Genomic DNA, 25,154 nt, shown 5'->3' with positions numbered 1-25,154 from the left:
GGGAACTAATCTCCGAAGAGTCTGATGGCTGGCGGCCTGGGAGCGAAGACCTCGTTGGGATCCACCTGCGGGCGCTCTACCCCCTGCAGGGGCGAGAGGGGGCGACCGGTGTCGAATTGGAAGAGATAGATGGGCAACTGGCCATTCCCCAGAGGCAAAAGAGCTAAAGTATCGATTTGGGTCAGGGCGTTGCGGCTGGTGGGTCGGGTTAGGTTGAAAGCAACGATTCGGTCTTCCAAGGAATTGTCCGGGCTGGAGCGCCGGCCCAGGCCAATGCTGAACTGCTGGTTGCCCTGCTCATCCACTCCCAAGGCCCGCACATCTCCCAACTCCGCTTGAGGAGCGCTCCCCGGCAGGCCGGCTACCACCGGCGGCGCATCCACCGGCGGCTGCGAAGGCAAAAAGCGCAACTGCGTCCCTTCTGGCAAAATGCGGTAGTCCTGGTAGTCATGCTGGATGGACAGGGATCCCCTGAACACGCGGCGGTTCAGGCCCTCCAGGGTCCAAAAGCCATAGCCCAAATTGATGCGGGTGCTCTCCGGCAGCCAGTAGCGCTCCCCTCCCTCGGGAGCTGGCACCGCCGTAAACCCCATCAGGACATAGGCCTGCCCCCACACCCCCGACAAAAACAGCAACACCTGCCGCGGCAGCCCCGACTGCGGATCCAGCCACAGCTCCCGCAACTGGCCTTCCTGAATGGGCTCTAGGCGCAAGTGCTGGACAGGGGATCCAGCCAAATCCACCCGTTCTGAGGAGAGGACGCGGTAGCGGCTGGGATCCGCCTTCAAGTAAAAGCTCACCGAGGGCAAGAGGGCTTCCGGTCGGCTCACATACACCGAGTACAGCTGCAGCAGATCCGACTGGTTCACCACTTCCAATTGGCGCGAATCCAAGAGGCGGATGCGATCCCCTTTGGCTACCCAAGCCTGCCAACTGCCGTCGCGGCGGTAGAGCACATCCAACGTGGCTGTGAAGGTTTGGGATCCCTCTACCCGCACCTGCTGGCGATATTGCAAGTTGGGCAAAGGGGGCAATTGCTCTAGAGCGGCGTTGTAGCGCTCCAGCCAAGCTTGGGGATCCTGCTTAGGGCTGGCAAGAGAAGAGGGAGACGATTGGGCCACGGCTGGATCCCCTGACGGCAGACCGACCAGTCCCGTTACCAGGAACACAATCCCGCAGAGGTAGCCACAGCCTCGAAGGGATCCCTGCCGCTTCCTAAATTGGGAGGGTTCAGGGAACATCAGCTCACCTCGCAACACCGCTCTTGCTGCCCTTCTTGTCGCTGCTTGTGCCCGGATCAGAGCGCTTCCCACACCTGAGAGAAAGCGTTCGGAAGGGATCCCTAGGCTCTGCCCGCCAACTGAGTACGCCTATTCAATGGAAATAGATTGGGGGCCGTCGGAGCGACCGGAAGGCGGGGGCTCCTCCACCCTCAGCCCCTGGGACTCCAGCCAACTGCGCAAGGGATCCTGCTTCACATCCAAACGCAGCAGGCCGCTGAGAAAACCGCCACAGAACGGAACAGGATTGCTCAGAAAGGTCTTCCAGACCTCATTCATCTCCACCATAGCCGCAACACCAACCACCCCCCCAATCCTAGCAAGGCCGGCAGGTGGGGATCCCCTCCCTTGGCTAGACGGCAATCAACTTCTCTCGGTTTATGTTCTGCAGCACACTAAAAATGCTGTTGCCAATGCGCTGGAACTCTTTACTGCTTTTGTCGGCAAAGTGCAACACCCAAGGAAGCCTACAGGCTTGAAAACCACTAGCAGGATGAAGCTGGGAGAGATGGTAAGTTTGTATAGCCAGAACTTCCAAAGGAGTGTTGCCGTGTTCATGGACAACTCGCAGCGGTCTTGCGCTGCCAATTGGCACCGAGGACTTCTTAATGGGCTGGCTTGTTACGAGCATAAATGACCTTCGTTCATGGTCAAAAATGACAGTGCCCATTGCAGCGTCTCTATAGCTTCCTTTTTCCTCTCTTCCCATTCTGACTGTGCCACTTTTGCGCACTCCAACAATATCCACAGCAATCTTTTCTTTTCTTAGTTCCTCAATTGTTTTATCAAATTCGCCTCTTTGAACTAAGCCATCCCTCATCAAAAGAACCTTTCTAGGGTATCGATGAAATTTGTTGTAGAATCTATTGACGAGCTTGGACACGGTTTGATAAATTGCCTCGCCGGAAAAAGTTTCTCCTCTTTGTATATCGGGCAACTCCCAGCCTAAGCTTTGACCATTGGCCAGTACCGCGAAGGCAGAGGTTCCGTAGTAAAGCTCTCGATTCGTCCCCACATCAAAACCAATGGTAAGCTCGGAGCACTCAGGATGATCGAGGGGTTCAAGCAACACGGGTTGCCACGCAGCTTTACACAGAAGTCCTAGTACGACATTTAGAGCTTTGTAGGGGTCAGCTCCAGGAATCATAAACTGAGTTGCTATTCCTGCTCGAAGTGCTTGCAAGCGGATCTTTTGCTTGTGCTCATTAGGCGACAAGGGCATGACAACCAGAACGGTTTTGATCCCTTTGTCGGCCCAGCTTTGCCAAAACCTCTGTTGAGCAAGGTCGCCTTCAGGCAAATCTTGACGGGTTGCGTAAAAGTCTATTTCAACTCTTGCTCCGCTCTTTTTAGCTACTTCAAGTAGGCACTTGCGAACATCAGTAGGATACTCACGTTTATTATCGTCAAGATTTAGAAGTCCAAACTTTGTCTCGCCAACTCTTGCACATCCTTGGTACCTAACTCTCGCGGGGTTTTGGACTTGTCTATGACCAAACCCCAATAGCCTTGGCCTTGGCATAATGTATCCTTCTGCTTTTAGGGGGTCAGCCTGAAAGTCAGAAATATTGTAGACATTTTCTATAATAGTTTTTGCGGTCTCTTTAGACTCTTTCAATCTCTCTTCTAAACTTTTTCTGATGTGCTCGCTAACCAAGGAGCTAACTTTTTTGCCAGTCCATCTTTGATCTTCTATACTTGCTAGCATCTCCAAAGTTAAAACAGGCGACAGTCTCCGCGATAGATGAAGGATAGGCTCTGCCTTTTGTCTGAAATTGCGTTCTCTCGAGACCACTTGAACCACCAGAGAGCCATCAACTTCTTCTGGAGTTGCTCCGTACTTCTGTACATGATAATCCGCTAAGCTAGTGTTTAGCTCCGCTAACCATACTTCCCTTGGCGACTGATTGGAGATAATGCCTCGATACTCCCAAGTTAGGTATTTATTATTTTTTGTCCTGTATGTGTTTCGTACAATTTCAATTGAGACATCTGGGTAATTTTCCAGCCACTCATGCAGCGTCCATGGGCTGTAGAAATGGTATCGGATGTCGATCTCTAGATAGAGCTTCTTATCTTGTCTAATAACAACGTCTAGCTCTCTTCCTCTGTGAACCTCCCACCCATCTCCGCAAAGTGGTTTTACTCCTTCAATCCGTTCTACTCCTTCCAGACCCGTAACCCACCAGATCAATCCTCCTCCTGTTGATCGCTCAATCTCTGTTCTTTTGTACTTAGATCTTAGACTCCAATCTAGTTTCTTGCGCTCGAAAGTTTCTAGAGCCTGTCTCTCTGTAGGGTCTGTACAATCTAGAGCCTTAGAACCAAGCTCTTCCAACTCCCATTCCTCTGTTTTGAGTTTACTGGCCGGAACTTTTTCTCGGGTTATGATGCGATTTCCCAGACGAACAGCCATTACACCTAGCTGATTACAAATCTTGGAGAGAGCCCTCTGCTCCTCTCCTAGATCTGGAAGAGGGTTTGGCCTGCAACTATACTCATAGAAGGTGAGCTCTTCTTGAGTTAGCTCCTTGACGAAGAAGCGATTAAGAGTAACCTCAACTTTCTTCTGGAGTAAATTCATTGGCAGACTCTAGTTTCAAGTTTCTCTCTAGGATCTCTAGGATAAGCTCTAATTCTCCTGCTCTTCACGAGGGATCTCCAAACAACCCTGGCAGAGCCAAATCTCTGCTGATCGCCTCTGCCTGAAACCGACCGCTCATGCCCACCACCTGCCACTCGGCGCTGCGATTTCCCTGGCGGAAGCGCAGCCGTCGGGCTCGCAACGGCACCACTTCTACAGCTTCTACCAGAAATTGTTGGTATTCGCCCAAATAGTCTCGGTAATCCGGGGGCAAGTCAGCGCTGCTGTTGATTTGAATCCAAAACACCCGTCCTGCTTCGTTGCCATAGGCGCGGATTTGTTCCTGGCCGCGGTATTGCTCCACCCCGCGCAGCCGCTGTCGTCCCACCTGCACAGACTCAGCCCACTCCGGCAAGGGATCCCCTAAGCTGATCGACCAAGCCGGCCCGCTCAGCCCTAGCCAACAGAGCAGCAGTAGCCCCCAAACCCAAGGCCATCTGTGCAGCGTGCTGTTCCCGGTTTTCAAGGCTCGGCCGAACATGGCAAGTTCTTCTCCGCAAGTGATCCCAATGCTTTTGGATGTTGAAAACAACTTCGTCTCAACGTAGGCGAAAGCCGATCCGACCGCCTTCAATATCAAAGGCAACGTCGGCGTTGAAAAACAGTGGCATGCCCAACAGTTGCACTCCTTGGTTGCCGTTAACAAAAATCCGATCCCGGCTGGGCGTAATGGAAAAGCCAACCCGAATGCGGTAGTCAAAAGCCCCCTCCAGCACAGCTCGCCATTCAGCGCCGGGGGGCAAGGTCGAGGTGGAGAAAGGAGCTGCCCCCAACAGCCTGACATTGAGAAAAATGTCGGAAGAACCACTGTCAAAAACGGTGGGGCTGAGGGCATTTTGAATGGAAGTGTTGCTAATGCTGTAGGCCACTTGCAAAGCCTCATCCCGCCAGATGGGGGTGCCATCGGGAAAGCTTCCCACCTGGGGAAACTGCCGGAAATTGAAGCCGACGGTGTTGGCAGCCGTTAGGCCAACCGTGAACAGGCCCTGGGTGGAGTTGAAGCCCCCCGTTTGAATAATGTACCCAGAGCGGAAATTGCCCGGAAGGCGGGTGAGCGGACTAAACAGCTCGCGGTCGGGGCTGCGCTCATCCAAGGACGTGCCTAGGATCCCGGCGAAGGGCCGCCCTTCTCCAAACAAGTTCTCTGAACAACTGGCCACCAGGGCGTCCACACAGGTGATCCGGTCGATCAACTGAATCGTTACCGGCTCCCGACTGGGGATCCCTCCTATGCTGAAGGGGGCGCGGGCCAACACGCCGATAAATTGCGTGCCATCTCCAAACGTCACGGTGGAAGGGATCCCCGTCCGTTCCAGGCCAAAGCGACCTGCTGCTGTCGCTATGATGCGCAAACCTGCCGAGCCGGTATCCAGTAACACCTCAGCTCCGCTCCCGGCCACCCCCACGTTCAAGCCCAGCAGTTTAAAGCGGCTGTTGCCCAGCGTGCGCACCGGCATGGGAATCGACTCGGTTCCCGGCTGAGGCGGGAGAGGGATCAACGCAGGGGGGGAAGCCACAGATTCCCCCTGGCCAGAACATCCGGCACCGAGCAGCAGCAAGGCCAAGATCCCAACTAGGGCGATTGCCATTCCCCAAGGGCTGTGCCAAGCCCACCCAGACCGTGGCTCATTCTTTGGGCTTGACCTCACCTGCATTGAACACCCACACTAAGCCGATAAGGAGCGTATCCTGTCTGCAAGCGGCAAAGAACATTCCCATTGCCAGCATGCTCGAACCCGGAAGCATCGCGCGGCAATATTGGATCCCGGCCAAAGACAGTGTACACAAGGCCGACTGAGGGAGAGTGCGCAATACCGTCGTCAACTGTGGGGTTGCAGGGCTGGCTGGGCCGAAGCCTACAGCAGCAGCTCTGCCTGCCAATCGACTACCTTTTGGAAGCGAAAAGCGCCTGCCAGGGCTCCCCAAACCTGCTGGTGGGTGATGGGATCCATCCCTCGGTCATGGCTGCAAAACTCGCTCTCGCTCAGGTGCAAGGTGGTCTGCAGATAAGTGGTTTGGCCGTTGCGCACCACGCAACACCGGCACCCCGGCTCCGTCACGCCGACAAAGAGGGATCCCTGCCTCTTCACCTGCACATCACACCCCTCTAGATAGGCCAGATCGGCAGCCCTCAGTTGACTCAGTTGGTCTGCCCTTTCCCGAGCACAGCCCCGCCACCGCTGCGGCTCCAGAGGGCGGTAGTTGCGAATCACGATCCCAGCGCTTGCCTGAGTCAATTCCACCACCGCCTGCCGATAGGGATCCTCCAAATGGCCGCTGTAGGCTTGCTCCACATAAAAGCCGATCCCGCCCAAAACGTGGGCCGGCAAGGGGCGATAGGCCACCCGGATCTGGGCGAAAAACGGTGGATTTTCCCAGGCTTGCTCTTGGTTGCTGAAGTCTCCTGCCAGCCAACGCGCCATCTGCAGCAGCTCTGGGGAAGGAGTGCGATCCAACCCAATAGGCATAAGCGGGCATCCAGAACTTCTGTAAAAGGTGTGTACCGAAAATCTTAGGGAATCGAAGAGAACCTTCTCAGATTTTGCCCCAACCTCAGGCCCGACCGAGGATTGCAGCAAGTGTTAAATTATGTATCCTTTATGAGAATGTTCGCTCCGATACTGAAAATGGATCCCTTGCAAGCTGCAAAGCCGCGATCGGGGCTGACATCTTTGTTCATGTTGTAAAGCTAGGTCAAGAAACGTTCTCTTTTGTAAAAAACTGCCGCTACGAAAGATAGGGAGCATTGGCCGGGATCCCAGATGGGAAACAGATTGAAAACCGATCTAAGCCTTTTTGCGCGAGGTAAAGCCGATTTACATTTTTTGATTTCATCGCTTCTTGCCTTCGCGGTAGAAAAAGACTGGAAACAAGGCGAGCCAGCTTCTTCTCGTCTGCCAGTTGAGGTTGCCAGCAGCGGCTGAGGCTTCTTGTCCAAGTCCGATCCCGTAGATGGTGGCCTGGATCTGGGAGCGAGCTTCGCTTGCTCATCTTGGTTCTATCGGCTTTGATCCCGTCGGCGGTTCTGTGAGTTAAACAGCACCTCTCGGCACTGGGGATCCAAGCAGTGTTGCATTCCTGGCCGGCAGGTGCTCTCTTGTCCGCTGCAGGGAATGTGGATTCATAACCTCTTTTACTTTTGCTAGGGAGATTCAAAACCATGAACGATGTATTTGGCAAAGTGGTTGCCCAAGCTGACTCCAAAGGCGCTTTTTTGGGAGAGAACGAGTTTGCCGCTCTCCAGCAGGTAATTGCCGAGGGGAACAAGCGTTTGGACGCTGTGAACCGCCTCACCAGCAATGCCTCCAAGATCGTGACCGATGCCATCCGTCAGTTGTTTGCCGAGGAGCCCAATTTGAACGCTCCCGGTGGGCCTGCCTACCCCAGCCGCAATGTGGCTGCCTGTATGCGGGACATGGACATTATTCTCCGCTACATCACCTACGCCGTGGCAGCCGGAGATGCCAGTGTGCTGAACGAGCGCTGCTTGAACGGCCTGCGGGAAACCTATCAAGCCTTGGGCACCCCCGGTAGCTCGGTGGCCAACGGCATCCAAAAGATGAAAAAGGCTGCGGTGGCGGTGGTAAACGACCCCAACGGCATCACCCGGGGTGACTGCAGCGCTCTGATTGCCGAAATCGAATCCTACTTCGATCGCGCTGCTGCCGCTGTGGTTTGATCCCTTGTGGACTGAAGTTTCTGTTGTGTCCGGATCCAGTTGTGAAGACCTCTCTGGGATCTAAGACAACTCGGGTTGGCAGGGGATCCCTAGAAAAGCAACTTTTTTTGCAGCGATTTTGCAGTTGAGACTTTGCAGCTTTGGCCTTGTTCTTTGCATTGAGCTTGAGTTAAGTAAAGGAGCGTTTTGAATCATGCAAACCCCAATTGTTGACGCCATCGCCACTGCCGATAGCCAAGGGCGCTACCTGAGCAACAGCGAATTGCAGGCCATCAATGGCCGTTTTCAGCGGGCTGCCGCCAGCATGGAAGCCGCTCGAGTTCTGAGCAGCCGTGCCGACGAGCTGGTGCGCGGTGCCACCGAAGCCGTTTACGCCAAGTTCCCCTACACCACCCAACCCGGTGGGCAGTGCCACACCCAAGCCGGCAAAGACAAGTGCGCCCGCGACGTGCGCCACTACCTGCGCTACATCACCTACTGCTTGGTAGCCGGTGGCACCGGTCCTCTGGACGAGTATCAGTTGGCCGGGATCCGCGAAATCAACGCCGCTTTTGAACTCTCCCCCAGTTGGTTCATCGAAGCCCTGCGCTACATCAAAGCCAACCACGGCCTGACCGGGCAAGCGGCCACCGAAGCCAACACCTACATCGACTACGCCATCAACGCGCTCAGCTAAACCCTTGGCTTGGGATCCCTCTAAAAGGGCGACGCCGGCTAGCCAGTTGGCTCATCCCATAAACCAGGGGGGATGGCGAGGGAAGGTTGTTGAGGGCAACGGTGGTGAGCCTGCTACGTTGCGGAGAGATACGTTTGACCACGTGGGTTTGCGGATCAGTCTCCCCAATAGGAAGGCGCCACTGTTGCTCTTCTGCAGCTTGGGGCTGCCGATTTTTGATTTCTAATTTTAGTTTTCGATTTCTACAGTCGTTTCAGGCTAGGGTGAGACGCCTGGGCTATTGATCGCGCCAGCGGGACGGAGTCCTTGAAAAGCCTTTTGGCCCCCTGCATTATTGCTCCGCAACGCCGACGCGACGACGCAACCAACACTTTAGGTGTGGGTGCAATGTCCTAGCTTGAATCGAAATGACCCTAAACGCAAGCTTGTTCTCAATCTGTGTCCATTCAGTTCAATCGGGGGAATTAGCATGAGTGCAATTACAGCGGCAAGCCGGATGGGGATCCGGGGCATTACGGAGACCACCCCACTGGAGTTGCGCCCCAACGCCAGCCAGGATCAGCTCAATGCGGTGCTGCGGGCCATCTACCGTCAGGTGCTGGGCAACGACCATTTGTTTGGGGCCGATAGGAAGGAGCTAGCCAGTGCGGAATCGCTGCTGCGCCAGGGCAGCCTGACGGTGCGGGAGTTTGTGCGATGGATCGCCAAGTCCGAAGCCTACAAAAAGCGGTTTTTCTACCCCAACTCGCAAACCCGGGCCATCGAGCTCAATTTCAAGCATCTGCTGGGACGCGCTCCCACCAGCCCCAAAGACATCGCCCGCCATTTGGACATCTACCAATCTGGCGGCCACAGCGCGGAGATCGATTCCTACATCGACAGCCCAGAATACCTGGAAGCTTTTGGAGACAACATCGTCCCCTACCCGCGTGGGTTTGAATACCGCAAGGCTCATTCCACCCGCGACTTTACCAATCTCTTCGCTCTCTACGGGGGCTACGCCAACAACGATCGCTCCCAAGGGCCCAGACCCCGTCTGATGATGCCTTTGGCCACCGGGTTTACCCCGGCCATTCGCCGCATTGGGGTGCGGGGGCTGCTGCCGCCCAGCCCCATTTCCAAACACCTGGGGCCGCCAACGGGCCAGTCGGATCGCATGTTCTGTGTGGAAGTGACCCGGCTGCTGAATCCGCCTTCGGCGCTGGCCACTTCCAGCCGAGTGCGCAAATCCAACCAGCAGATTTTCGTCTCTGCCGATCAACTGTCGGCGACAATGCAGCGGTTGCTCAAATCGGGCGCCAAGATCGTCAGTGTCCGCAGCGCTTGATCCCTTCTCGGTGTCCTCTCCGTTGTTGATTCCATGACCACTGCTGTTCCTCTGGATCCCGATCCATCGGTGGATCTCACCCCGGCTGGACAAATCGCCAAGCTGCGCCACGGGGATCCGGGGGAACGCTACTATGCCGCTTGGTGGCTGGGGCGCATGCGCATCGTCGAAGGGATCCCGGCCCTGATCGAGGCCCTGGCCGATGAAACGGATCGCACCGCTCAAGGGGGATATCCGCTGCGGCGCAACGCTGCTCGTGCTTTGGGTAAACTGGGATCCCTCGCCGGGATCCCTCCCCTGAAGGCGGCTTTGTCTTGCTCCGATGGCCAAGTGGTGGCAGCGGCTGCCCAGGCGCTGGTTGAGATTGCCCTTGCCAACAACCTCCATAGGGATCCCGACGAAGTGGAAAAGCTGGGATCCGCTTTGCTAGAAGGGCTGCGCCGTGTGGAGCGAGGACTGCAGACGGAAGCCCAAGCCGCCCTAGAAGCCATTGTCGAGGCTCTTGGACAACTGCAAGTGACCGCTGCTCTGGAGCCAATCTGTCCCTACCTAGAGCACACTTCCATCCGTTTGCAATGTGCGGCGGCACGGGCCTGCTATCGTCTCACTGGGGATCCGACTTTTGCTCAGCGCCTGCTGTCGGTGTTGAATCACCACAACATCCATCTGCGGCGGGCTGCCCTTTTGGATTTGGGGGCCAGTGGCTATTTGCCGGCAGCACAAGCCATTGCGGTGGCGGCGGTGGAGGCCAACCTGAAGCTTCTTGCCCTCAAACAGTTGGTGGAAATCAACCTAGAACATCAAAAGATCCCCGGTGCTGAGCTGCACCAGGTGCTGCGGCTGATCGACGAGCTGCTGTGAGCGGTGGTGCTTCTGGGCCCTTGCTGTTCACATTAGCGGGACGGAGTCCTTTGCAACTGACCTATCAAGGCATTGCCCATGAGTTTGTGCATCCCTCTGGGGTAATTCAAAGCCGTCAGAATGTGCCCGCTCGGCACCGGGGTTTGGGGTGGAGCTGGCCAGCTCAATCCCTAGCCGTGGCGCTGCCTCAGTCTTTCCCCCTCACCTATCGAGGTATTGCCCTCGATCCTGGAGCAAGGGTGACGGCAGGGATCCCTGAGGTGCAAGGGAGCCCGGCAGCGGCTGTCTCCTCTCGGAAGCACTTCATGACCTTGGTCGAGGAAACCCATCGGCGGAACCTGCTGCACCGGCTGCAGGAGCGCATCCGTTCTGCTCAAGCCCGTGGGGATGAGCATCTGTTGCAGCAACTGGAACAGGAACGGCAACTGTTGGCCTGACAAGCTCGCTGCCTGCCCAAGGGATCCAGCTAATGCCCGACAATTGCCCAGAAGGGTTCGATATTCCCGATAATGGGAAGCGGCTCCTGGGATTCAAAGAGGGATCCGGGATCAGTTTGTTGTTGAGGCAGTGGTTGGGGTGCAGGACACAAGGTAATGGAGGAGTCTGCCACTCAGGAAGAGATCCCTGGGGGATCTCCTTCAGCAGGGCCATCCCGTTCGTTGGTGTCGGTGGCGGGCTTGGTGGCCGGGGCGACCTTGCTCAGTAAGGGCATAGGCTTCGTTCGCCAAGCTTTGATTGCAGCAGTGTATGGCTCGGGGCCGGAGTACAGCGCCTTCGGGGTAGCCTACATCCTGCCCGGTTTTCTGTTGATTCTGCTGGGAGGGATCAACGGCCCTTTCCACAGCGCCATCGTCAGTGTCCTCAAAAAGCAGCGGGATCGGGACAGGGAGGATGCGGCTGCCTGGCTGGAATCCATTTCCACCTTGGTAGGCTGCCTGCTCCTGCTGGTCAGCTTGGGCCTTTGGTGGGGAGCGGACTGGGTGGTGCGCCTGAATGCGCCGGGAGCCAGCCCCGAAGTCCATGCTCTGGCCGCTGCGCAACTGCGGATCATGGCCCCTTTGGCCTTGCTCTCGGGGTGGATTGGCATCGGCTTTGGAGCGCTGAATGCTGCCGAACACTACGCCTTGCCTGCCCTTAGCCCGCTGATCTCCAGCTTGGCGGTGATCGGGATCCTGGTCACGCTGGGATGGACGGGGATCCCAACTTTGCTGGCCTGGGGCGTGCTCATCGGGGCCATTGCCCAATGGTTGGCCCAAGTTCCGCTCCAGATGCGGTTAGGGCTGGGGCGACCGCGCCTGCGCTTTGAGTGGGGATCCCCGCAGGTACGGGCGGTGGGCTTGCTGATGTTGCCGGCGGTGATCTCCTCCGGGATGATCCACATCAATGTTTATGTGGATCTGTTTTTTGCCTCTTTCGTACCTGGGGATCGCACCATCGGCAACTTGGGATATGCCCAGCTTCTGGTACAAACGCCGCTGGGGATCCTCTCCAACATGGTGCTGGTGCCCTTGATGCCTCTCTATGCCCAGTTGGCAGGGGATGGATCCCGTTGGCCGGAGCTGCGCCAGCGTATCCGCCAAGGGCTGATGCTTACGGCAATTGTGACCCTGCCCCTGTCGATGCTGTTGGTGGCTTTGGCCGAGCCCATTGTCCAAGTGGCCTACCAGCGGGGGCGCTTTACGCCGGAGGTGACACAAGAGGTGGCAGCCCTGCTCATGGCCTATGGTCTGGGGATGACCGGTTACCTGCTGCGGGATGTGCTGGTGCGGATCTTCTATGCCCTGGAGGATGGGGCTACGCCTCTGCGCATTAGCAGCATGGCCATTGGCCTGAATGCCCTACTGGACTTTCTATTTTTGCAGGCTTTTGGAGCGCCGGGCATTGCCCTGGCCACCGCCGGCGTCAACCTGATAGCCGTGATCGGACTGGGGATCCGCCTCCACCAGCGCCTGCCAGGGATCCCTTGGCGGGAGATGGGACAAGCCCTACTGCCATTGCTGGGGAGCACCGTCCTGGCCGGGGGACTGAGCCATTGGCTGTGGACCCAACTGCGCTCCTACGAGATTGTGGGGTCTCCCCTGCTCACCGCCATCATTTGGGCCGGGCTGGCCGCGGGTTTAGGTCTAAGCTTGTTCGCCGCCGGAGCTCTCTACCTGCGGATCCCAGAAGTAGAGTGGGCAGCAGCCCGACTGCGGAAACGGGTAGGACGCTGGGGGAGCCAGTGGGCAAGCCGGAACTAGCTGATAGCTTCCAGGTAATCTCGCACGCGGTTGCGCCGCTTCGGCTGACGCAGCTTCTGCAGAGCTTTGGCCTCAATTTGCCGCACCCGCTCTCGCGACAGATCCAAGGCGCGACCGATTTCCGCCAGCGAATAGGTGCGCCCATCCCCCAAGCCGAAACGCATGCGGATCACATCCCGCTCGCGGCTGGTGAGATCCGAGAGCAACTGCTGTAGATCGCGATGCAGGGCTTCCCGCATCATGGTCTCTTCTGGAGAAATGTCGTCAGTTTCCAGCAAATCCCCCAGTTCGGTGTCCTTGTCTTTGCCCACCTTGGTTTCCAGAGAAACCGAGCGGGGCACCCGTACCAACAGTTCCCGCACCTGGGGCGGGGTCATCTCCAACTCGGAGGCGATGTCTTCGATGGTGGGGGTGCGGCCCTTTTCCTGGGAGAGCTTGCGCTGCGCTTTTTTGATCTTGTTCAGCTTCTCGGTGATGTGGACGGGCAGGCGGATGGTGCGGCTTTGGGTGGCAATGGCGCGGGTAATGCCCTGCCGGATCCACCAGTAGGCGTAGGTGCTGAAGCGGTAGCCCTTTTTTGGGTCGAACTTTTCCACCGCCCGCTCTAGGCCCAGCGTACCCTCTTGGATCAGATCCAACAGCTCCAAGCCGCGGTTTTGGTACTTTTTCGCCACCGACACCACCAGGCGCAGGTTGGCCTTGATCATGTGTTCTTTGGCACGCTTGCCAATCCGCTGAATCTGCTGCAGCTTTTCAGGGGTCAGTTGCGCCCACTCGGGGTACTGGTTAGCCTTGGCCACCCATTCCGCAAGAGTGGGATCCCGTCCCAACTCTTTCTGCAGGCGCAGGCGCAAATCCAAGAGCTTCATGTAGTCTTGGACTTTTTGGGCCAGGGCCACCTCTTCATCGCGCCCCAAAAGAGGAACACGACCAATCTCCTGTAAATAGAGGCGCACCAGATCAGTGGAGCGGCGGGTTGGCTCCTCTTCCAGAAACTCGCCATCGGCCAGATCCACCTCTGCTTCTTCGGCAGCATCGAGGAGATCGGCGGGTCCATCCAACAAAATGTCGTTGAGTTCAGGTTCGTAGTTAGACATGTAGGGTGTTGCTGATGTAGCGACAGAGGTAGCAGTTCAGTGGGCTGAGAGAGGAATGGTCAGTGATGTGGAGCAAGTTAAGCTTAAGTGTTCCCCAACGGTAACTTCGCGCCTGCTCAACGCCTTACAGCAGTCAGAGGAAATCATACATTGACCTCTTCCTCAACCGGACCTCCTGCCCATGCCCCATAGGGAAAGGCTGAAGTAGCAGCGGAGGGGTCACACGGAGAGCGTGAGCCCCTTATCATAACTTAATTATAGTTGCATTTCTCAGCCCAGAGACATGAGAGCCAGCGTAGGATCCCCCCAGTTCAACCGTCACCGCCACTGCGAAAAAGCGTATTGCCCTCAGGGTGAACCCAGCAGCTCGTCCTTGGGGGAAGTAACCCATCCATCCTAGAGGGTCTAAACTTCAAAGGTAGCGTGTAAATTGCTTTGCCTATTCCAATCTATTCGATTCTATTCGATGAACTGTTCCCATTCACCTATCCCACCCAGCTGTGGGGGAGCCAGACTCCCCGAACAGGTCAACCCCCTTCCTCTGGGCGGACTGGGCTCTGCTCAGGCACTTGGGTTGGCCATAGCCCCGCTGACGGGGGAAAAGGTTTCAACCTTGGCGTTGACGACTCTATTGGCCATCGGTCTATTCTTTTTTCTGCGAGCTGCGGGCAAGGATCGCGTGGAGAGTCGCCTCTACTCTAGCAGTCGCAGCCTGGAAGAAATGGGATCCGCTCTACGGGAGCACTTGGAAAGGCGTGGCTATCGTCTCCAGTCCGCCGATGCCGAGGGGATCGCCACCTTTGCAGGGCAGGGTCAGGCTAGCGTGGGGCTGACCTTTTTTTTAACGGGACTGGCGGGGGCGGGGCTGGCCTGTTTGGCCTTGGTGCTGCAGACCCTTGAGCCTGGGTGGGGAGCTTGGCCCTGGATGGTGGTGCTGGCCTCCCCCTGGGCGGGTTGGTACTACTGGCGGCGCAACCAACGCCCGGAGCAAATCCGCCTGAAACTGCAGGAAGCCGACGAGGACTCTGTCCCGCTCTCGTCCTGGGAACGAACGCCAACGGCTTCTGGATCCCACCTGTGGGTGGAGGGGCATCGGGATGAGCTGGATGGGCTGGCTGCAGCCCTGGGGTTGCAAGAACGGGATCTGGATTAGGGGTAGGGGAGTCTAAGGCCAATCGGGAGAGAGAGGTGCTGGGATCAAAGACAGTTGATCCCCAACGGCGGAATCGGGGCTGCGATTGGGAGCGGGCTCTTTTTTGGAGTTCTTCTGGGCAGGTTGGCTTTTTCCTTGGTTGCGCAGGCCCAGGCCGATGCGGCTGTGTTTTTCCACTAGGGCCAGCACCTGTTCGGCCCGCTGGATTACCGGCTGCGGCAGGCCAGCCATGCGCCCCACCTCGATGCCATAGGAGCGATCTGCCCCCCCAGGCTGTACCTGGTGCAAGAAGATGATGCGATCTTGCAATTCCTTGACCACCACCTGAAAGTTGGCCACGTTGGGCAGCAAGGTCTCCAGTTGGTTGAGCTCGTGGTAGTGGGTGGCAAAGACCGTACGGGCGCGCACCTGAGTGGCCAGGTATTCCGCCACCGCCCAGGCAATGGAAAGGCCATCGAAGGTAGCGGTGCCTCGGCCAATCTCGTCCAGCAGCACCAAGGAGCGCTCGCCGGCGTGGTTGAGGATGTTGGCGGTCTCGTTCATTTCCACCATGAAGGTGGACTGGCCGGTAGCCAGATCGTCCACAGCGCCAATGCGGGTAAATACGCGGTCGCAGAGGCCCAACTCTGCCCGCCGCGCGGGGACAAAGCTGCCCATCTGGGCCAGGATTTGGATGAGCCCAATTTGCCGCAGGTAAGTGGACTTGCCGGACATGTTGGGCCCGGTGAGGACGATCAAATCGGGGCCGTGGGGGGATCCCAGTTGCACCGAGTTGGGGACAAATAGGCCCTGAGGCAGGGATTTTTCCACCACCGGGTGGCGACCCTCCTCGATGATCAGCCGGCGGTCTGTTGTGAGGAGGGGACGGGTGTATCCCTGCTGCACTGCCACTTCCGCCAGGCCAAACAGGGCATCGACAGCAGCCAGGGTCTGGGCCACTTGGCGGATGGCTTCGGCCCGGGATCCTGCCTCTTGGCGCAACTGCACAAACAGCTCGTATTCCCGCTGGTTGATGTCGGTTTGGGCGGTGAGGATGCGGGCCTCTTTTTCTTTGAGCTCGGGGGTAATGAACCGCTCTTCGTTGGTCAGGGTTTGCTTGCGGATGTACTCTTTGGGGACTTGGTGGGCCTTGGCGCGGCTGATGCTGAGGTAGTAGCCGAAGGCCTTGTTGAAGCCCACCTTGAGAGTGGGGATCCCAGTGCGGTCGCGCTCGCTTTTTTCCAACTGGGCAACCCACTGGCGGTCTTGCTCCACCTGCTGCCGCAGCCTGTCCAGCTCGGGATCCACGCCGGCTCGGATGAGGCCCCCCTCGGTGAGCACAGGGGGAGGGGAGGGCAGGAGGGTGTGCTCGATGCGTTGGCCCAGCTCAACCAGGGCGGGATCCACCTGTTGCAGGCTTTGCAAGAGGGGAGTCTTGGCTTCCCCCACCAGCTCGGCCAACTGGGGCAGTTTGCCCAAGGAGGATCCCAAGGCCACCATCTCGCGCGGGTTGGCGGTGCCCGATCCGACGCGGTTGGCCAGCCGCTCCAGGTCGTACAGAGAGTCCAGAAGGGATCCCAGGCGGGCCCGCAGAGAAGGGTTTTCCAAAAGCTCTTGGATGGTGTCTTGGCGAAGGCGGATTTGCTCCGAATCCCGCAAAGGCTGCATTAGCCAGCGCCGCAAAGTGCGCCCCCCCATGGCTGTACGGCTGTGATCCAGCACCCAGAGCAGGGATCCCACAAAAGCCCCCTCTCGGATGGTCTGGGTGAGCTCCAAGTTACGCTGGGTTTGGGCATCCAAGATGAGGTAATCCGTCAACTGATAGGTGCGAGGGGGACGCAGGAGCGGATGGCCCCCCTGAGGAGAGGGCTGCACTAGGTTCTTTTGCGTCTCCTCCAAATAGTGCAACAGCCCCCCCGCCGCTCGAATAGCTAGGGGCAGCCCCTGGCAGCCCAATCCCTCCAGAGAGCGCAGGCCGTAGGTTTGCATTAGGTTCTCCCGCGCCACCGCCAACTCGAAAGGCTCCGCTGGGCGCAGCGTATAGGCGTACTGGCCGGGTAGCCCCAAAGGCCCTTGGGGATCCCCGGGCCGCAGTAGACCCAGGCCCAGTCCCTCCTCGGTGGGCAGCAGGATCTCCGCCGGCTGCAGCCGCGCCAGTTCCTGCTCCAGAGGCTCTTGCCCCTCGCTCTGACACACCCAGAACTCGCCGGTGGAGACATCCGCGTAGGCCAGGCCCCAGCGGCAGGGAGCCTGCTTCGATCCTTTGAGCCGCACGACGGCTGCCAGGTAGTTGTTTTGCCGCGCCTGCAGCAGCTCTTCTTCGAGGACGGTGCCAGGGGTGATCACCCGCGTCACTTCCCGCCGCACCAAGCCCTTGGCTTGCTCTGCTGGCTCCATCTGGTCGCAGACGGCCAGGGCATAGCCTTTGGCCACCAACTGGGCGGCATAGCGGTCAAAGGCGTGGTAAGGGATCCCGCACATGGGCACCCGCCCTATGGCCCCTGCTTCTCGCCCGGTGAGCACCAGCTCCAGCTCCCGCGACACCACTTGCGCATCCTGGAAAAACATCTCGTAGAAATCCCCCAGGCGGTAGAGCAGAATGGCGTGCGGGTATTGCCGCTTCAGCTCTACGTAGTGCTGCATCATGGGGGTGAGGAGGGCGGGATCCACCTCTAAGGCATCCCAAGTAGGCTCGGCGGAAGAACTCATGGCATCAAAACGTGGGCAAGCAATGGGCTGAAGGTTCGGAGTCTAGCCAACTCGGGCCGACCAGCTTGGGCCATTCTAGATCCAGGTCTAGATGAAGTTTGAGACGTTTCCCCAGCCCTTCTCCCCTGATTCCCATTTCGCGGTTGGTTGCCATGACCTCGCTCAGGGTAGTTGGATCCCCCCTGAGGTAAGGCCGAGTGGCTTGGCAAAGGATTCGTTCCTCCTTCACCCGTGCCCTCGGCTGTTCTCTGCCGATTTTGGTGCTCCTCACCCCCCTGGTGCTGGGATCCCCGGCGCAAGCTCAGCGGGGCAGCGGAGCTGGGTTTTATGGGTCGCCCTGGCCGTTCCTTCTTCGAGGCCGCTTTCCGGGCTCAGGAGTACCTCAGCCGGCTACAAGCAGAGATGACCTTCGCCAACGTCAACTCTGGCAGCGTCTCTAGCCTGCAGAATCAAGTGCAGAACCTGTTGGGCAACGTGAGTACGGATCCCGGCAGCTACACCTTCGCCGACTACAGTCGCAGCAAAGCTGCCCGCTACTCTGCCCGCGCAGCCCTCCATCTGTTGGCGGCTGAGCGCCTCGGAGGGGTGGCTGCCCTGAGTAGGCGCTGATCTGGCCTACCCTGAACTGAGGGGATAGAAGGGATCCCTGCTGGCTGAGTCTTCGGGGTTAACCCCTCTACCTTCTCTTGCCCCTGCTGGAGTTGGGTTAAAGTGAAAGCCCCCAGAGCGGGGGCTGTTCTTCTCGAATACTGACTGATCGCGTCTTTACATCTCCCTTGGTGTACCTGCGTTTCCTGCACCTGTGGCACTTTCGCAACTACCGGGAGCAAGGGATCCCCTTCGACGCGCCCAAAACCATCCTGGTGGGGGAGAACGCCCAGGGTAAGACCAACCTGCTGGAAGCGGTGGAGCTGTTGGCCACCTTACGCTCGCGGCGGGCCGCTCGGGATCGGGAGCTGGTGCATCAAGAAGAACAGCAGGCGCGGATTGCCGCCACGGTGGAACGGCTGGGGGTGGCCCACGAGCTGGTGATGGAGCTGCGCAGCAGCGGCAGGCGATCCCTGAAGGTGGACGGGCAGGTGCTGCGCCGCCAGGTGGACTTTTTGGGACAGGTGAATGCCGTGGTGTTCTCCAGCCTGGATCTGGAGCTGGTGCGAGGGGGGCCAGAGGCGCGGCGCAATTGGTTGGATGGGGTGTTGCTGCAGCTGGAGCCAGCTTACCTCGGCCTGGTGGAGCAGTATCGCCAGATCCTCAAGCAGCGCAACGCCCTGCTGAAGCAGGATCCCGCGGCTGCCGGCGACAAGTTCTCGCAGATGGACTTCTGGGATGCCCAACTGGCCACCACCGGTAGCCGGATCATGCGCCGTCGTGCCCGGCTGCTGCAACGGCTGGAACCCCTGGCCGCCCGCTGGCACCAAACCATCAGCGGCGGACGGGAGACCCTCACCCTCACCTATCGACCCCAGGTGCCCCTGCCGGATCCCCAGGCCAGCCCCGAAGTGATCCAAGCCCAGTTTTTGGCCGAGATCCGCGCCAAAGCCGCCGCCGAACACTCCCTGGGCAGCTCTCTGGTGGGCCCCCATCGGGATGAAGTGGAGCTGTGCATCAACGGAGCCGCCGCCCGCGCCTACGGATCCCAGGGGCAGCAGCGCACCTTGGTCTTGGCCCTAAAGCTGGCCGAGCTGGAGCTGATCGAGCAGGTGGTCAGGGATCCGCCCTTGCTGCTGTTGGACGATGTGCTGGCAGAGCTGGATCTGCACCGGCAAAACCAACTCTTGGAAGCCATTCAGGAGCGCGTGCAAACCTTGGTTACCACCACCCACCTGGGATCCTTCGACGCCAGCTGGCTCAAGGCCGCCCAAATCCTTCAGGTGCAGGGGGGGCAGCTTTTTCCCAGCAAAACAGGGGATGGGATCCCGTAGGGCAGGCCGGAGCTCTGGCGGTAAGGGAAACTCCCTCTGGGAGGGGGGCTGGGGGTGGTCGCGTCAGCGGCGCCGAGCGCTTGGGCTTTACAGCCGAGCGCGATCCAGGCTGCGGTATTGAATCGCTTCGGCAATGTGGGTGGGGGCAATGGCCTCCGCGCCCTCGAGATCGGCAATGGTGCGGGCCACCTTGAGGATGCGGTCGCTCCCCCGCGCAGACAGGGCCAACTTTTGGATGGCGCTTTCCAAGAGCTTGCGACAGGGATCCGAAAGGGAGCACCACTGCCGCAGGTGGCGGGATTGCATCTGGGCGTTGCAGTGGATCCCAGGCTCGTTTTGAAAGCGCTGCCGCTGCCGTTGTCGTGCCCGCTCCACCCGCCGCTGCACCGCTTGGGAAGATTCGCCGCCCTGGGCGCGGACAATTTCTTCCGGCTTAAGGCGGTTGACCCGCACCTGCAGGTCGATGCGATCCAGCAGCGGGCCGGAGAGCTTGGACCAGTAGCGCTCCCGCTGTTGCGGCGTACAGGTGCAGGGGTGAACGGGATCCCCGTAGAAGCCGCAGGGACAGGGGTTGGTGGAGGCCACCAGGGTGGTTTGGGCGGGAAACTCTAGGGAAACGCGGGCGCGGGAGATGGTGACTTTGCCATCTTCCAGGGGTTGGCGCAGCACCTCCAGCACCTCCCGCCGGAATTCCGTCAGCTCATCCAGGTACAGGATGCCATGGTGGGCCAGCGAGATTTCCCCGGGCTTGGGGTAGGGGCCGCCACCCACCAGCGCCACTGCCGAAGCCGAATGGTGTGGAGCGCGAAAGGGCCGCTGGGCGATCAGGGGGGTCTGGCGTCCCAGGTGCAGGTTTTGCCGCAACAGGCCGGCTGCCGAGTAGATGCGGGTGATCTCCAACATCTCTTCCCACTGCAGCTGGGGCAGAATGCCGGGCAGTCGCCGCGCCAGCATGGTCTTGCCCGCTCCCGGGCTGCCCACCAGCAACAGGTTGTGCCCGCCGGCTGCCGCGATCTCCAGAGCCCGCCGGGCATGTTCTTGCCCCTTCACATCGGCCAAATCCAGCAGGGGTTCCGTTTCGGTTGGCAACATCTGTTCTGGCTGGATCCGCACCGGCTCAACTCCCTCTGGGTTTTGCAGCCAGCCCACCACCGCCGCCAAGGAGGGCAGCCCATACACTTGGATCCCTTGCACCACCGCTCCTTCCGGCCCATTTTCCTGGGGTACCACCAGGCGGCGGATCCCCATCTCGGCAGCGCTGGCGGCAATAGGCAGAACCCCGGCCACCGGGCGTAGGGTGCCGTCTAGGGCCAATTCCCCCACCATCAGGGTGTTGGCCAGCGCTTCCCCCTCGATCACCCCGGAGGCCGCCAAGATCCCGATGGCAATGGGCAGATCGAAGCTGGGGCCCTCTTTGCGCAGATCGGCAGGGGCCAAGTTGACGATGATCCGCCGCTGGGGTAAAGCAAAGCCGGAGTTCTTGATCGCCGCCCGCACTCGCTCTTTGGCCTCCTGAACGGCAGTATCGGGCAGTCCCACCAAGGTGATCTGGGGCAAGCCACCGCCCACATCCACCTCCACCGTAACCTGCACGGCCCGGAGTCCCAGCAGAGCGGCAGCAGTGACTTGGGCAAACAATGCTGTCACCTCCCTCGGATAGTTCTTTTACCCTTTGCACAAGTGGCCGCAGGCCTATTCTGTCCCAACACGTATCCTGGCCGAAATTGGGATCCCCACGCTGCCGGCTGCATTTGCCCAAGGAGAATGTCACAATCATCTCAGGTTTTTCCTGCCCCCAAGGAGGCACGTCGGTTTTCGCAGTCGCAGTCTTTAATGAATGCGGGATCCCGGATCCGAGCTTGCCGAATGGCTCAGGCTTGGGTTGGCTGTTGCTGCCGCCTTTGCGCAGCACAGCAGCGGTGAGGCTATGTTCTGACCAGGATGGGAACCCCCAGGGGGGGATAGCAGGGATCCGGATCCCTCTGATCGCAGCCTGCACCTCCAACCCAGATTTCCCCAGCCATTTGCCCTTTGGCAGAGGTCAAAAGGCGGGCACACCCCTCTGCCGACAAGCCAACAGAGGGACGACCCCATCTCTAGGAGGCTGATGCCGGTGGTCTTTCCTGCTGCTGAACCCCCTTTCGAGCGTTTCTCTGGCTCTGGGAAAAAGCGCGCCCTAACCTGGAATGAACTGGAGGAGCAGGTGCAGCAGTTTGCCCAGCGCTACCGGGGGCAGGTGGTCCAGCTCAGCCCGCCAGAGCTGGCGGTGGCGCTGCAGGAGTTGTCGGAGCTGACGCAGGCGCTCGCCCTGGCAGCCCATCTTGCCGAGGGTTGCGAGAGCAGCAGCCTTCCAACAGCGATCCCGGCTGAGGCCGAACCAGAGATGGCCTGGACGAAGGCAGACCCCAGCTGGAGGGATCTGGAGCGGGTCATCTCCCTGCAGAGCCAGCTGTTGTTTTTCCCCCTGGAACTGCAATCCCTGACCGCCGTTCCCCTCGGCGAACCCGCAGCTGAGACGCCGCAGGAGCGAGAGGATCGGCCCTCGGATCCCTTGGCCGCTGCTTGTGCCGAGCCGGAGCTGCGCCCCTTTCGCCAGTTTTTGTGTCGCCTCCTGCAGCAGCGGGGTCACCAACAACCGGAGCCTCTGGAGTGCCTGCTCCACCAACAGTACCCAACAGGAAGGTTAGCTTGGCGGCAGTTGTGGCAAGTGACCCTGAACTCGCCTGCTGCGCTCCCAGAGCACACTCTTGTCCAGCTGCAGAGCTTACAAACTCACGCCAGCGCGGAGATCCGCTGGGCTGCCTACCAGCGGCTAGTCCAACACCTAGAAGCCCATGCCGATCTGGGTGGGTTTATCCTCAGCACCCTGATCCGCGACCACCTGTGGGAGGCCCAATGGCGGGGCTATGACTCTGCTGCCGAGCTGTATCTGGCCCGCCAGGGCCTGACTCAGACCTTTTTGGAGAACCTATTGGAAGGGATCCGCGATCGGTTTGACCTGTTCCAGCACTATTACCGCCTCAAAAGCAGAACAATGGGACGTTCCATTCGCATCTGCGATCTGCATGCGCCCTGGGGGGATCCCGTGCCGCCCCTGACCTCTGCTGAGGCCACCTCTCTAATCTGGGCTGCTTTGCAGGACTTTTGCCCTGAGTGTGCTGCCCAGGCCAAACCCTGGCTGCTGGAAGTCGGCGCTATCGCAACCGAGGCAGACAAGCCCACTCGCGTCAGCGAAACAGAGTCCTCGTCTAGACCAGGAGAAACGGGATCCGGCGGGAGCGAGCTCTTGTTGAAGACCCTTGCCACCCTCAGCCGGCGGCTCCGGCCTGAGGATCCCCAAGTTTGGCTGGATCTAGAGGAGATGCAGGGGAGTTCCGCACTGCTGCCGCGAGCGTGGGGGGTGCAGGCTCACACCGTCTTTTTGCAGCAAATACTCCTGGATCACCTGGTTGCCTCAGCAGTGGGATCCCCTCGCATGGGCAGGCCTGCTCTTTACGACCCAGAGGGGCAAACTGCTCCGCAGCGCTGGCGGGAACGCTCCGGCAGCCTCCAGTTGGCCCAGGCCCTGTTGATACATCATCTGGAAGCCCAGTTGCAGGCGGTGTTTTACCAGGGTTTGATCGGTCGGCTGGAGCTGCTCCTCTATCGGTCGGGGATCCCCGAATGGGAAAACGGTGTAACCTACTCCTCCTGGGTGAGCGAAGAGTGGTTGAAGCTGTGTCAGGAGCTGTGCGGAGATGCGGTGGAACTGTTGCCGGAACACCAGTTCTACTGGGTGGGGATGCCGGAGCTGTTTCTCCACCCCTTCAGTGCCTATCAGGCCAGCCTTGCCAGCCTGGTGGCCTTGGCCTGTCACCGCCGCTATCATGATTCTCCGCGCAACTTTCTGCCCCACTACCTTCGTTGGTTGGCCAGCCCGCCCGGATCCCTGACTTTGGAAGAAACCACCCAGCTGCTGCAGGCAGATCTGAGCGACCCAGGGGGAGTGTTGCAGGCGCTGGAGGAGCTGGAGCATTGGATCGAGACGCTAGAAAAGCTGCTGGAAGAGAATCCAGATCACTGAACCAACGATGACCCACCCTTGTTCTCTTGGACATAGGCGTGCTCTGCGGCGGGAAGAACTCTGGAACCCTGTACCCGACTCCTGCGAACCCACCCCAGCGGAGCCAGCCGTTAAAGCGCGTCCCTTCCTAAAATGGGCAGGGGGAAAAGGGCAACTGCTCAGCCAATACGAACCCTTTTTTCCTCGCGCCTGGAACACCTATCACGAGCCCTTTTTGGGGGGTGGAGCGGTCTTTTTTCATCTGGCCCAGAGGACTCCGCCGGGCTTGCGGCCCTTTGTTTTGTCGGATATCAACCCTGAGCTGGTAAACGTGTATTGCTGCGTGCGGGATCAGGTGGAGGAGATCATTGCCCTGCTCAGCCACCACCAAGCCCACCACAGCCGGGATTATTACTACACCATCCGCGCGGCTCGATTTGAAGATCCGGCGCAACGGGCTGCCCGCCTGCTGTATCTGAACAAGACCTGTTTTAATGGCCTCTACCGGGAGAACTCGCGGGGAGAGTTCAATGTCCCTTTGGGCCGTTACCGCAATCCCCGCATTTGCGACGCGGAGAACCTACGGGCCGTGGCACGGGTTTTACAAGGCGTGGAGATCGCGGTGCAGCCGTTTTGGCAGGTGCTCGAACGAGCCAAACCCGGGGATTTCGTCTATTTGGATCCCCCTTACTATCCCCTTTCTGCCAGCAGCAGCTTCACAGCCTACAGCCGGTTTGCCTTCGGCGAAGCGGAACAGATCCGCCTGCGAGAAGTGTTTGGAACATTGGCCGACCGAGGCGTGCAGGTGCTGCTCTCCAATTCCGATTGCCCCTTTGTGCGGGAACTGTACCGGGATTACCCCATCCAGACCATCTCTGCCAGCCGTGCCATCAGCGCCCAGGGCCACAAACGCGGTCCCATCACCGAGGTCTTGGTGCTGAGCCATCCCAGCCTGGCCACCGCCTGCAGTGGGCCGGAAGAGATCCCGTTTTGCCCCGGAACCATCTAGGGTAATGGATGAGCAGGTCGAGATCCAAGGCGGGATCTCGAGCTTGGACACACTATTGCTCCGCAACGCTGACGCGACGAGACAACGGGAACAACAGCGCATGGATCCACGAGAAATTGAGGCATTGGTACGGGCTGCCCTACCCGGCGCAAGGGTGCAGGTGGAAGACACTGTCGGCGATGGCCATCATTTCCAGGCCATCGTGGTGGCGGAACAATTCCAGGGCTTGCCCCTGATCAAACAGCACCGGCTGGTGAATGAGGCCCTGAAAGCCTACCTGCAGGATGGCCGCCTACATGCTTTGGCCCTGCGCACCTTTACCCCCGCCCAGTGGGAGCAACTCCAGGGGCTGGATTCTGGTTCATCAGCCAATTGAGCCAAGAGGAGCATTCCCAGTCGGGCTGTGCATCGCCTCAACTCCTCTCTCCCTTTGAGAAAGGGGCTGAAGCTGTCGCAAACGGGAATCTTGACATCCTCCCCGGCCTGAAGGCCGGAGATTCCTACCACGCTGCGCATGGATGGCTCCTTGCGCAGTC

22 protein-coding genes are annotated in these 25,154 nt (G+C 59.1%); 13 read left to right on the top strand and 9 right to left on the bottom strand.

Annotation, left to right across the window (positions count from 1 at the left end; translation table 11 throughout):
* Positions 1–5: 5 nt before the first annotated feature.
* The 6 genes from NW839_RS01510 to NW839_RS01485 form a co-directional block, all read right to left on the bottom strand.
* The gene (locus NW839_RS01510; protein WP_414349725.1) at positions 6–1,241 is read right to left on the bottom strand and encodes a hypothetical protein; all 1,236 of its coding nucleotides are present in this window, start codon (positions 1,239–1,241) and stop codon (positions 6–8) included.
* Between the two features lie 129 nt (positions 1,242–1,370).
* Complete coding sequence (locus NW839_RS01505; protein WP_414329987.1) at positions 1,371–1,586, bottom strand: hypothetical protein; 216 nt, start codon at positions 1,584–1,586, stop codon at positions 1,371–1,373.
* Between the two features lie 46 nt (positions 1,587–1,632).
* Positions 1,633–3,696 carry an argonaute PAZ domain-containing protein gene (locus tag NW839_RS01500; protein WP_414349724.1) on the bottom strand — a complete coding sequence of 688 codons (2,064 nt, stop codon included), beginning with the start codon at positions 3,694–3,696 and terminating at the stop codon, positions 1,633–1,635.
* A gap of 232 nt (positions 3,697–3,928) precedes the next feature.
* Entirely contained in the window at positions 3,929–4,405 is a 477-nt protein-coding gene (locus tag NW839_RS01495; RefSeq protein ID WP_414349723.1) for a hypothetical protein, read from the bottom strand.
* Between the two features lie 58 nt (positions 4,406–4,463).
* Positions 4,464–5,441 (bottom strand): hypothetical protein, encoded by a 978-nt coding sequence (locus tag NW839_RS01490; RefSeq protein WP_414349722.1) that lies wholly within the window; start codon positions 5,439–5,441, stop codon positions 4,464–4,466.
* Positions 5,442–5,780: 339 nt separating this feature from the next.
* A complete protein-coding gene (locus NW839_RS01485; RefSeq protein ID WP_414349721.1) occupies positions 5,781–6,392 on the bottom strand; it encodes a chromophore lyase CpcT/CpeT in 612 nt (203 codons plus the stop codon).
* A gap of 294 nt (positions 6,393–6,686) precedes the next feature.
* Between NW839_RS01485 and NW839_RS01480 the strand changes: the two genes are divergently transcribed.
* From NW839_RS01480 to murJ, 7 genes are all read left to right on the top strand, one after another.
* Positions 6,687–6,848 carry a hypothetical protein gene (locus NW839_RS01480; RefSeq protein ID WP_414349720.1) on the top strand — a complete coding sequence of 54 codons (162 nt, stop codon included), beginning with the start codon at positions 6,687–6,689 and terminating at the stop codon, positions 6,846–6,848.
* Positions 6,849–7,084: 236 nt separating this feature from the next.
* The gene (locus tag NW839_RS01475; RefSeq protein ID WP_011434282.1) at positions 7,085–7,603 is read left to right on the top strand and encodes a phycocyanin subunit beta; all 519 of its coding nucleotides are present in this window, start codon (positions 7,085–7,087) and stop codon (positions 7,601–7,603) included.
* A 193-nt stretch (positions 7,604–7,796) separates the two neighbouring features.
* On the top strand, positions 7,797–8,279 hold the full coding sequence (locus NW839_RS01470) for a phycocyanin subunit alpha (RefSeq protein ID WP_011434281.1): 483 nt from the start codon (positions 7,797–7,799) through the stop codon (positions 8,277–8,279).
* A gap of 469 nt (positions 8,280–8,748) precedes the next feature.
* Positions 8,749–9,606, top strand: coding sequence for a phycobilisome rod-core linker polypeptide (locus NW839_RS01465; protein ID WP_414332161.1), 858 nt, complete (start codon positions 8,749–8,751; stop codon positions 9,604–9,606).
* Between the two features lie 33 nt (positions 9,607–9,639).
* Positions 9,640–10,467: a HEAT repeat domain-containing protein gene (locus tag NW839_RS01460; RefSeq protein ID WP_414332160.1), complete on the top strand. Its 828-nt coding sequence runs from the start codon at positions 9,640–9,642 to the stop codon at positions 10,465–10,467.
* Positions 10,468–10,517: 50 nt separating this feature from the next.
* Positions 10,518–10,904 (top strand): hypothetical protein, encoded by a 387-nt coding sequence (locus tag NW839_RS01455; RefSeq protein WP_414332159.1) that lies wholly within the window; start codon positions 10,518–10,520, stop codon positions 10,902–10,904.
* A gap of 156 nt (positions 10,905–11,060) precedes the next feature.
* Positions 11,061–12,707 (top strand): murein biosynthesis integral membrane protein MurJ, encoded by a 1,647-nt coding sequence (gene murJ / locus NW839_RS01450; RefSeq protein ID WP_414349719.1) that lies wholly within the window; start codon positions 11,061–11,063, stop codon positions 12,705–12,707.
* Here the strand turns inward: murJ and sigC are convergent.
* Entirely contained in the window at positions 12,704–13,804 is a 1,101-nt protein-coding gene (gene sigC / locus NW839_RS01445) for an RNA polymerase sigma factor SigC (protein WP_414332157.1), read from the bottom strand. The genes murJ and sigC overlap by 4 nt on opposite strands.
* Positions 13,805–14,417: 613 nt before the next feature.
* Between sigC and NW839_RS01440 the strand changes: the two genes are divergently transcribed.
* The gene (locus NW839_RS01440; protein ID WP_414349718.1) at positions 14,418–14,957 is read left to right on the top strand and encodes a cofactor assembly of complex C subunit B; all 540 of its coding nucleotides are present in this window, start codon (positions 14,418–14,420) and stop codon (positions 14,955–14,957) included.
* Between the two features lie 12 nt (positions 14,958–14,969).
* On the opposite strand, the gene mutS is transcribed toward NW839_RS01440, so the two are convergent.
* Positions 14,970–17,645: a DNA mismatch repair protein MutS gene (gene mutS / locus NW839_RS01435; RefSeq protein ID WP_414349717.1), complete on the bottom strand. Its 2,676-nt coding sequence runs from the start codon at positions 17,643–17,645 to the stop codon at positions 14,970–14,972.
* Between the two features lie 231 nt (positions 17,646–17,876).
* On the opposite strand from mutS, the gene NW839_RS01430 reads away from it, so the two are divergent.
* Together NW839_RS01430 and recF are read left to right on the top strand one after the other, a co-directional pair.
* Positions 17,877–18,254, top strand: a complete 378-nt coding sequence (locus NW839_RS01430; RefSeq protein WP_414332328.1) for a hypothetical protein — start codon at positions 17,877–17,879, stop codon at positions 18,252–18,254.
* A gap of 170 nt (positions 18,255–18,424) precedes the next feature.
* Positions 18,425–19,567 carry a DNA replication/repair protein RecF gene (gene recF / locus NW839_RS01425; RefSeq protein ID WP_414349716.1) on the top strand — a complete coding sequence of 381 codons (1,143 nt, stop codon included), beginning with the start codon at positions 18,425–18,427 and terminating at the stop codon, positions 19,565–19,567.
* 87 nt (positions 19,568–19,654) lie between these two features.
* On the opposite strand, the gene NW839_RS01420 is transcribed toward recF, so the two are convergent.
* On the bottom strand, positions 19,655–21,205 hold the full coding sequence (locus NW839_RS01420; protein ID WP_011434260.1) for a YifB family Mg chelatase-like AAA ATPase: 1,551 nt from the start codon (positions 21,203–21,205) through the stop codon (positions 19,655–19,657).
* Positions 21,206–21,674: 469 nt separating this feature from the next.
* Between NW839_RS01420 and NW839_RS01415 the strand changes: the two genes are divergently transcribed.
* The 3 genes from NW839_RS01415 (at position 21,675) to NW839_RS01405 (ending at position 24,994) form a co-directional block, all read left to right on the top strand.
* Positions 21,675–23,630: a peptidase M3 gene (locus NW839_RS01415; RefSeq protein ID WP_414349715.1), complete on the top strand. Its 1,956-nt coding sequence runs from the start codon at positions 21,675–21,677 to the stop codon at positions 23,628–23,630.
* 7 nt (positions 23,631–23,637) lie between these two features.
* Positions 23,638–24,618 carry a DNA adenine methylase gene (locus NW839_RS01410; protein WP_414349714.1) on the top strand — a complete coding sequence of 327 codons (981 nt, stop codon included), beginning with the start codon at positions 23,638–23,640 and terminating at the stop codon, positions 24,616–24,618.
* A 100-nt stretch (positions 24,619–24,718) separates the two neighbouring features.
* Positions 24,719–24,994 (top strand): BolA family protein, encoded by a 276-nt coding sequence (locus NW839_RS01405; RefSeq protein WP_011434256.1) that lies wholly within the window; start codon positions 24,719–24,721, stop codon positions 24,992–24,994.
* Positions 24,995–25,154 lie beyond the last annotated feature (160 nt).

The organism is Synechococcus sp. R5-15 (assembly GCF_047462035.1).
GTDB lineage: Bacteria > Cyanobacteriota > Cyanobacteriia > Thermostichales > Thermostichaceae > Thermostichus.
The sequence above is the reverse complement of the archived record's forward strand: the minus strand, read 5'-3'. Positions and strand labels throughout refer to the sequence as shown.

Bases quoted from the DNA above. Each gene is read 5' to 3' on its own strand.
- NW839_RS01480 (WP_414349720.1), top strand. From the start codon at position 6,687: ATGGGAAACAGATTGAAAACCGATCTAAGCCTTTTTGCGCGAGGTAAA.
- NW839_RS01410 (WP_414349714.1), top strand. From the start codon at position 23,638: ATGACCCACCCTTGTTCTCTTGGACATAGGCGTGCTCTGCGGCGGGAA.
- NW839_RS01415 (WP_414349715.1), top strand. From the start codon at position 21,675: ATGCCGGTGGTCTTTCCTGCTGCTGAACCCCCTTTCGAGCGTTTCTCT.
- NW839_RS01405 (WP_011434256.1), top strand. From the start codon at position 24,719: ATGGATCCACGAGAAATTGAGGCATTGGTACGGGCTGCCCTACCCGGC.
- NW839_RS01460 (WP_414332160.1), top strand. From the start codon at position 9,640: ATGACCACTGCTGTTCCTCTGGATCCCGATCCATCGGTGGATCTCACC.
- NW839_RS01495 (WP_414349723.1), bottom strand. From the start codon at position 4,405: ATGTTCGGCCGAGCCTTGAAAACCGGGAACAGCACGCTGCACAGATGG.
- NW839_RS01485 (WP_414349721.1), bottom strand. From the start codon at position 6,392: ATGCCTATTGGGTTGGATCGCACTCCTTCCCCAGAGCTGCTGCAGATG.
- NW839_RS01500 (WP_414349724.1), bottom strand. From the start codon at position 3,696: ATGGCTGTTCGTCTGGGAAATCGCATCATAACCCGAGAAAAAGTTCCG.
- mutS (WP_414349717.1), bottom strand. From the start codon at position 17,645: ATGAGTTCTTCCGCCGAGCCTACTTGGGATGCCTTAGAGGTGGATCCC.
- NW839_RS01475 (WP_011434282.1), top strand. From the start codon at position 7,085: ATGAACGATGTATTTGGCAAAGTGGTTGCCCAAGCTGACTCCAAAGGC.
- NW839_RS01510 (WP_414349725.1), bottom strand. From the start codon at position 1,241: ATGTTCCCTGAACCCTCCCAATTTAGGAAGCGGCAGGGATCCCTTCGA.
- NW839_RS01470 (WP_011434281.1), top strand. From the start codon at position 7,797: ATGCAAACCCCAATTGTTGACGCCATCGCCACTGCCGATAGCCAAGGG.
- sigC (WP_414332157.1), bottom strand. From the start codon at position 13,804: ATGTCTAACTACGAACCTGAACTCAACGACATTTTGTTGGATGGACCC.
- NW839_RS01465 (WP_414332161.1), top strand. From the start codon at position 8,749: ATGAGTGCAATTACAGCGGCAAGCCGGATGGGGATCCGGGGCATTACG.
- murJ (WP_414349719.1), top strand. From the start codon at position 11,061: ATGGAGGAGTCTGCCACTCAGGAAGAGATCCCTGGGGGATCTCCTTCA.